Here is a 7660-nt window from a genome sequence, read left to right as displayed (position 1 = left end):
CTGTTCTGCTGCGAGGGCACGGCGGAACGTTTCATCCTCAGTACGCTCATCGAACGGGACGAACTCATTATCCCCCAATCGCAAATCATCCGAAACCGGACAGACGGCGATTGGGCGGTGAAACGCAGCCATTCCGAAGTCAACGAATACCTTGACGTCGATTATGGAGACAAGCCGCTGCTGATCATCCGAATCGTCGACTCGAACTCCGACAACTACAAACCGCCGAAGGGCTACGAGCACAAGGTCGAAGTCAAATGTCTGCACACCCATCCCGAAATCGAAATGCTGGTCATCATTGCGGAAGGGTTGTACGGGCAGTATACGAACAAGTCGAAACAACTTAAGCCATCCCTCTACTGCAAGAACGTGCTCAAATACGGTCAGGTCAAGGACTGGCGATGGCTGGAACGATACTGGGCCGACCCCGGCAAACTGGAACATGCGATTGCCGAATACTCAAGACTCCACAAATTCGGTCGCAAGGAGGATCGTGGCATACTGGAACTGATCAAATGACCTGTACGGTCATTCATCAAACATACCGGGAAACGCGCGTTTCGCCGCCCATCGCATCCTCGCCCACTCTCGGTTCTGAATATCTCCGGGCTGCACCGGTGTCAAAGGTTCGCGCTCATTTCGTCCGAACGCCGCAATGCTCCAATAGCGTTCAAGTATCCGTCTCATTCGAGTCGATAAATTCGTCACTTGTCACTCTCTCCCGCAACGCAAGTCGATGTTTCCCGGCAAGGGAAGTCAAACAATCCACGGAATGATTCGCTCGCCGGGATCAGATCCGGATCATACGGCATCGGATGATCCAGGCTGTCGCGCATCGCCTTCTCCAACAAAGCGAGTAGCTTATCGTCGGTTATCGGTTCCGGCTTGTCTGCCGTCATTTCGTATCCTTTCCCGATGCATGCTAGAGCAGCCAATCCCGATGATCGGTCAGCAGACCATCCGGCCGGGTCGCCATGATGGAGGGCGGCCGGCCGCTCCCGCGCCGCTCGTCCCGTTCCACTTCCTCGACCGGAATGGGACTGATGTGGGTCACGGTCAACGTGTCGCCGGTGATGTCAAGGTCAATCCATGCCATGCGGCTGTCCGAATCCACTCCCTGCTTCCGCCAGATGGTCGGCGACACGTATGCGGGAACGTGCAGCGTGCAGCTTGATCCCTGCGGATGCCAGAGGAAACGGTTGATCAGATGATCCGAAACATAATCATCCGGATCGCCGCTGAACGTCTCCGATACGGGGCGAACGCCCTCGATGATCCGCTCCGCCTTCACGCCAAGCACATCCCCTGACCGTCGATACCGGCGGATGACCTGTTTCTCGCCACGCCCGACGATCAGTGCCGATATGATGGGCAGGCAGAACGAGGCGACGACCATCAGCACCAGGACCAGCGCCGCAAGATCGCCAAGCTGACCTGCGGACGGCGCAAACACGGGAATATCCCCGTTCCGCGACTTCCACATGCTCCTGATCAGGTTAATGATGCCGGTCGAACCGTTCAGCAACGTCACGAGAACGAATCCGATAACGACGATCATGATGATGGCGAGTGCCAGATTCGCATGGGATGCGTCGTCGTTGGCGTTCATTGCCTCTTCATGTGTGCCTTGTATTTGGATGATCGGATGCTGTTCTTCGTTTGTTGTCTCGGCCATATGAATCGCCCCGTTTTCATTGTATGCGACGGTTGAGGTCATGAAAAAGGCCCGGCGAAGAATGCCGGGCCAGAAGAAAACTACCGTCCGCAGGTCCAGCGGATGTGCCGCTGGTAGACGATGGGATCATCCCAATCCTCGTCCAGCAATCCGCTGTTCGCCGCATGTCGGGCGACGGTCAAATGGTCGCGGATCGCGGACGGAATACCGTAGTCGGGTGCCCAATCGGATTCGTAGTCGCGCCAGTCGTGCCAGCGGTTGTATGTGCGCAGATGCGCTTTGCGGCCACGATGTGCGACGTAAGCGTCCACGTCCCCGACAAGTTCCGGCGGGCGAAGACCATAGTGGTGGTTGATGTATGTGAACCCGAAGCGTAGGGCTTCGCGTTCGAGCTGCTTGTAGTTCCTGTCCTTGTAGGTGCGGGACATATGTTGCTCCTTGAAAACTAGACGATAAGGTCTAGTAATCGTGGAGTCTGATGCCAGTCATGTTTCCGTTCCTTTCCTAGGTGATATCCAATTTAGTCGAACATATGCGTCCGCGCAGGGCGACCGCCGGAGATTATCCGCGCCGTCTCCAAACCTGTTTCACGTCCTCCGGTCGTATCATCCAAAGGGTCGCCTGAATCCACTCTCGAGGCAGCCCGTCATACGGGACGATCACGTTCTCATGCCATAGCTTGCGCCGTTCTTCTGCGGGTTCATCCCAGTGTTCGTCCAACCACCGGTCATACGTCGCGTCATCCCACTCGCATGCCTCCAATGGCGGGGTCGGCCAGTTGTTGATCACCATGTTGAACGCATCGAACCGGGTGAACAGGCAACGCTGCGGATCAACCCTCAGATGGATCAGATCGCAGTTCTCGTAGCCTTCGCGGAACCATCGGCTCCGCCGATCCGGTCGGTGCCGTATCATGCCCTTGTCGTCAACCCATTGCGCCCACGCCCACAATGGCGTCGCATCCGGTGACGGACACGGCAGACCGGCCGCGACCATCTCGGTCTTCAGCCACCCGTAGGCGGGCTGCAACGAATCCCACCACTCCGCATCACCATCAGACCGAACGCAATCCGCGCGAGCACCGGTCATGCTCGGCGTATACCCGCCATGCTCCGCGAACGATCGTTCGATCAATGGCCACGATTGGAACGAATACAGATCGATCAAATGACCGGCTTGCCTTCCAGTATCCGGCGGAGTGCGGTCGGCAGGAAGGCGATGTTCGAGCCGCGCTCCAGTGAATGACATTCCTCGAAGGGCCAATCCCACGATTCCTTCAGATTGTCGTATCCGTGCAGGATGTCGTCACTGTTGATGAAATCGATGAAGCCGTCCAGATCTTTGGCGAATTTCGCCGCCTTTTTTCTTGCGCGAATGGTCTTCTCTTGATCGGAAAGTTTACGTGGATCATTCCACAGCATGTGCTCCAGATTCCGGGAGGAGTAGAAAGGCAGATAAGGAAACCTCGCATCCGCCGAATCTGATTGGTTTGGCGATGGAATTTCCCAGTGCTCTCATCACGGCGGTCTTGTCGTGATTGCGTTTTAGTATCCCCTTCACGTTCGGGGTAATGATGCAATCGGTCCGATAATCAAGATCATCGCCGCCATACAGCACGCGATCATCCGGTATCATCGCGCCATCCAGATCCATGATCTGCACTATGGCACGCAGATCCCCCGGCTTGCAATCGTGAAAGGTTTTATGTCGCTGTTGAATGACGTGCCGGACCGCCGATAAAGGAGGAAGCCCGGCGATACCCGTATAGCCGAGGGAATGGGTCTGGTACAGGGTCAGATCGCCGTCCATGAGCAATTCGTGCAGTTCCGGACTTGAGTTGAGCAGCAGGTCAAAAGTCTCCACGAGACATGTCGCATCCGTAGTCCCTTCCACGATCGCCGGGGACGATGTTCTTCTTGGAACGGCCGCTCATTGATGCTCCTCGTCGCCGGCTTCGGTCAATGCCAATGCGATTTCACGCTGCCGGGTCCGGTCGGAGAACGGCTTGTCGGAGGTTCCGCGATCCACGATGCCGATGTACATGTCACGAAGATTGTTCGTCCCCCGCGTCGGAATGGTCGTGAACCTGTTCTCCGGATCGGTGGTGGAGAACACGATGGAATCCGAGGTCAGCGTCTCCAGGACGCGCAGATTATGCGCGGTGAAGATCAGCTGCCCCACGCCTCTTGTGGCGAGCACCTGCAGCAGGGAGCCGAGCAGCACCTCGAATATTCCGGAGTCGATCTCGTCGATCGCGATGCAGACGTTCACCTCGTTGAACATGCGGATCAGGAGGGAGAGAATGCCCATGATGCGGCGAATGCCTTCGGATTCCGCCCACAAGGGGGTCGTCACATCGTTGCGGATGCTGTACAGGAACACTTCGATCCCCGGCTTGCCATCCTTGAGCGGAACGTCCGACATCGAGCAGCCAAGATGCAGACCGGGCACGAGCGAGGGCATGACCTTGTTGGCCTGATCCACCATGTTGAGGATCGACGTCTTGTATTCGGCTGGAATGGCGGTCTTATGGCTGATGTCGAGCATGTCGAAGCCGTGCCCGTCGACGGGAAGCGGCGTGTAGTCGAAACTGACCGAGGAACCCTCTCTCGTGGTCACGATCCTCATGTCACGTCGCGCGAAGGTGGACAGGGTTTCGACCGCACCCAGCAGCGGGACGAGAGTGTCCCGTCTGGCGGTCGTCTTCGCCGCAGCCGACCTGTCGTCACGTTCGATGATCCCGCTGATCCGCTCCAGTGTCGTCCGCGTGGTCTTCGAGAAGACGAACGAACGGCCTTCCGACCATGCCAGAGTCTCCTCCTGTCCCAGCAGTTCGTCGCCGCTTCGCACGGAACGGATCGACCTCCATTGGATGCGCGGCATCGTATGGTATGGGCGCAACCCCATGTCGTCCGACTGTTCGTCCAGCCCGTGATCGATGAGCAGACGCTTCCTTGACCCGTCCGCCGGACGGATGGTCAGCGTCTCGTTCACGACGCGCATCCTGCCACTATCGTCGGGGATTCGCTCGAAGACGACATCGTAGAGGAGAACGCCCAGATCGGTGTCGAATGTAGCGTTCAGGCTGCCTTTGTCCGCTCCTTGACGGATGAAGCCGACCGATTCGTCGGTGATGCTCTCGCCTTCCAAGAGCGTCTTCAGTAGTTGGATGGCTATGATGACGGTCGTCTTGCCCGAACCGTTCTGTCCATAGATTCCGGTGACGCTCGCACCCGAGGGCAGATCCTTGAATCGGATAACGCCTTTTTTGGTGTTCTTGGCGTCCGTGAGCGTCAGACCCCTGAGACGAATCATGATGCCATCCTTTATTCCCCTCACGCTTTTCGTCTGATTTTTTCTCAAAAAACGTATTTTCTATATCAAATACGCTTCTATTATAAAACAAGGATCAAAGAAAAGCCAATTCACACCTCTCCCCGACGGACGGTTCGGGGAACGATGATCATGTGCTTCGCCTGTAAAACGCGCCCTCGTCATCAATCAAAAGATACGGATGCAATGGGCGGGATATGCCCTCTCGCCTCATGCAATCCGAGATTGATACGGAAACGGGAGGGGACATTCGACAGTTCGACCGGCCATCCGGCCCCCGCGAGGCTCCGATAGCTCCGGTCCGGAGAGACATCATACGAACACAATCCGCGGAACGGAACGAACCGATCACCGGGGTCCACCGTTGACAGAATGATTCCCGTATACGGTGAATCGGTCACATTGAATACGCGAATCTGACGGGTGACGAACAGCATCTGTCCGGCCAGCCACAGTTGAAGCAGACCGATGATCCGATCATGCAGTACCACGCCCATATGCCTGTCCAAACCGTCGACGATCAGGAACACGTTCCGATCATATTGCAGACGGAGCAGCAGCGGAAGCAGCCGCATCATCCATTTGACCCCGATGCTTTCCTCCGCGAACGGGTATTCGAATCCGTCGCGGATCGCCTTCATCCGGATATCGGTCCACCCATCGGAACCGGGATGCTCCTCCAATCCAACCCGCAGACCGGGGAACGTGACCGACATCATGTCATCCAGCATCCGAATGGTATGCCGCATCATCGGAAGCCGATCATTCGGACAGTAATCCCAATGATCCAGATCGATGGGATAACGCCCGTCCACCGTGACGGTAATCGGACGCGTATCATCCTCCGTCACGATGATCACGCCGTTTCGCATCCAATGGGTAAGCCGATCCGCCATGTCCGCTAGACGATCCAGCCGAGGCATGATCCGCATCATATGGTTTGAAGCATCGGCGGTCATATGCCGGATCATCCAGGACAGGCGGCATGATCCGTCGGTGGGGGAAAACAGCAGTGATCCCTGTCCGTCGGCCGTCTTCCCGCGTGCGGGCATTGCGTTCCAGAACCATGCCGGTGATTTCGGCATTCCATTCGCGACGGTGATCTTCGGCGGCAATAGACGACCCTCGCGCAGTCCGACCTTGGCCGATTCATAAGCCACGTGTACATAGGAATCCGTGCCGGTCAGATGAACCTCATACTCCAGCCATATCCGATCGCCGTCACGGAACACGGCGCGAATACCACATGATGTCCGGGCGCGACGGATCAGACGCGTATCCTTCCCGTCCAGTCGGCCACCGGAGATCAGGGTTCGCAGCACGCCGATCGCATGGATCACGGTCGATTTGCCGGTCGCGTTCTCCCCGTACAGGCAGGTGACCGGACCGTACAGCCACTCGCCCGAATCGATGTCGAACTCCGACAGCAGATCCCTGAACCGGATCAGCCCATGCCCCACGCATCCCGCGTCGGTCAGCTCGAGTTCGACCAGTCGCAGCCCCTCCGGCAGATGCACCGGCAGACCATCAGCCCTGAATTGCACGAACACCTCTTCCGTTTTGTCTATCCGATCATTTGTATGTCGATTAAAAGCGGAAATATCAGCGGCTCAGCATGTCCATGATCGTATGCACGCCCTGTATCACATCCGGTTCCGGATCGTCGAAGAACGAGTATTCCATCGACATGGCCCCATCCCCCAGATCGTTCAGTTGGATGATCAGCAGAAGCAAAGAGTCCTCCGGCATGCACACCGGATCATCGAACAGTTCATACCGATCGTACAGCAGATGCGGCTTGTCCGGATCATCCTCCGTAATCGGAGTACCCTTCACGTGGTCGAGCAGCCTGACGATGTGCGGCGCGATGCCGATTTCGAAGCCGACATGCCCGCCGTCCACGCCGGTCACGGTGACGGCGGCCACGCAGCCGTCCGCAATGTCCCTGTCATCGTCTTGCAGGTCGCGGGCGGTGAGGAGTAGTGTCGCCATGATTCGTTGTCCTTTCGTCGACTGAACCGATCCTAACCGATGTCATGCGTCTGAACCGTTTCGACCGCACAAAAGGATCATATGAGATTTGTTCTTGAACATCAGATTTCCATATTCCGAATGACAGTGGATTCAATGGATTACTCCGATTAGAATAGGGGTTACCTTTGGTCTTCTCTTTCTCCCGTCCGAAGAGAAGTCTGAAGAGCAAAGGCTTAACAGGGATCCGATCCGCCGTGAACGTCACGAATCTTATGATTCGTCGGGAAGCCGCACGAAGAGACGTTCTAGTCCAGTAGCCGGGCGAAGCGGGACCGTTACGGTACCCGAGGCTGACCCTGACATCCCGTAAAACGGATGCCGTCCAGCGGAGGCGCATTAACCGGATCCACGGTGGGCCGGGCCGAAAGACCCGGCCCACACTGTATTCGGACACGAAAGGACCGAACGGTGACGAACGCGCGGGAGCGGCATCTGAAAGAGATGACGAAAGCCCTACGCATTGTGGAACCATTGGCTATTTCCTATAAACGTAGGCTCTGTTAGACCAAGGTTGACTTAAGCAACGGGATCGTCACCCTGATTACCTCGGTGCATGACGATCCCGTTATGATTACCTGCCGGTGTTGGGGAGATCTATCTCCTTGTTGAGGAGAGCAT

General features: G+C 56.8%; 10 protein-coding genes. 1 reads left to right on the top strand and 9 read right to left on the bottom strand.

Annotation, left to right across the window (positions count from 1 at the left end):
- Positions 1 to 519, top strand: a 519-nt coding sequence (locus tag JS541_RS14400) for a hypothetical protein (protein ID WP_214375180.1), incomplete at its 5' end; no start/stop codon positions are given.
- 185 nt (positions 520 to 704) lie between these two features.
- Here JS541_RS14400 and JS541_RS14395 read toward each other — a convergent pair.
- From JS541_RS14395 to JS541_RS14355, 9 genes are all read right to left on the bottom strand, one after another.
- A complete protein-coding gene (locus JS541_RS14395; RefSeq protein ID WP_214375179.1) occupies positions 705 to 899 on the bottom strand; it encodes a hypothetical protein in 195 nt (64 codons plus the stop codon).
- Positions 900 to 922: 23 nt separating this feature from the next.
- A complete protein-coding gene (locus JS541_RS14390; RefSeq protein WP_214375178.1) occupies positions 923 to 1675 on the bottom strand; it encodes a hypothetical protein in 753 nt (250 codons plus the stop codon).
- Positions 1676 to 1755: 80 nt separating this feature from the next.
- Positions 1756 to 2103 (bottom strand): hypothetical protein, encoded by a 348-nt coding sequence (locus tag JS541_RS14385; RefSeq protein ID WP_214375177.1) that lies wholly within the window; start codon positions 2101 to 2103, stop codon positions 1756 to 1758.
- A gap of 133 nt (positions 2104 to 2236) precedes the next feature.
- On the bottom strand, positions 2237 to 2842 hold the full coding sequence (locus tag JS541_RS14380) for a DUF3841 domain-containing protein (RefSeq protein WP_214375176.1): 606 nt from the start codon (positions 2840 to 2842) through the stop codon (positions 2237 to 2239).
- Positions 2839 to 3096 carry a hypothetical protein gene (locus tag JS541_RS14375; protein WP_214375175.1) on the bottom strand — a complete coding sequence of 86 codons (258 nt, stop codon included), beginning with the start codon at positions 3094 to 3096 and terminating at the stop codon, positions 2839 to 2841. Before JS541_RS14375 ends, JS541_RS14380 begins: the two co-directional genes overlap by 4 nt.
- Positions 3083 to 3538 (bottom strand): hypothetical protein, encoded by a 456-nt coding sequence (locus JS541_RS14370; RefSeq protein WP_214375174.1) that lies wholly within the window; start codon positions 3536 to 3538, stop codon positions 3083 to 3085. Before JS541_RS14370 ends, JS541_RS14375 begins: the two co-directional genes overlap by 14 nt.
- A 66-nt stretch (positions 3539 to 3604) precedes the next feature.
- The gene (locus JS541_RS14365) at positions 3605 to 4990 is read right to left on the bottom strand and encodes an ATP-binding protein (protein WP_214375173.1); all 1386 of its coding nucleotides are present in this window, start codon (positions 4988 to 4990) and stop codon (positions 3605 to 3607) included.
- Positions 4991 to 5172: 182 nt separating this feature from the next.
- Positions 5173 to 6552, bottom strand: a complete 1380-nt coding sequence (locus JS541_RS14360; protein WP_214375172.1) for an ATP-binding protein — start codon at positions 6550 to 6552, stop codon at positions 5173 to 5175.
- Between the two features lie 58 nt (positions 6553 to 6610).
- Positions 6611 to 7000 (bottom strand): hypothetical protein, encoded by a 390-nt coding sequence (locus JS541_RS14355; RefSeq protein ID WP_214375171.1) that lies wholly within the window; start codon positions 6998 to 7000, stop codon positions 6611 to 6613.
- Positions 7001 to 7660: the final 660 nt, after the last annotated feature.

This window comes from Bifidobacterium sp. SO1 (assembly GCF_018555335.1).
Taxonomy (GTDB): Bacteria; Actinomycetota; Actinomycetes; order Actinomycetales; family Bifidobacteriaceae; genus Bifidobacterium; species Bifidobacterium simiiventris.
The sequence above is the reverse complement of the archived record's forward strand: the minus strand, read 5'-3'. Positions and strand labels throughout refer to the sequence as shown.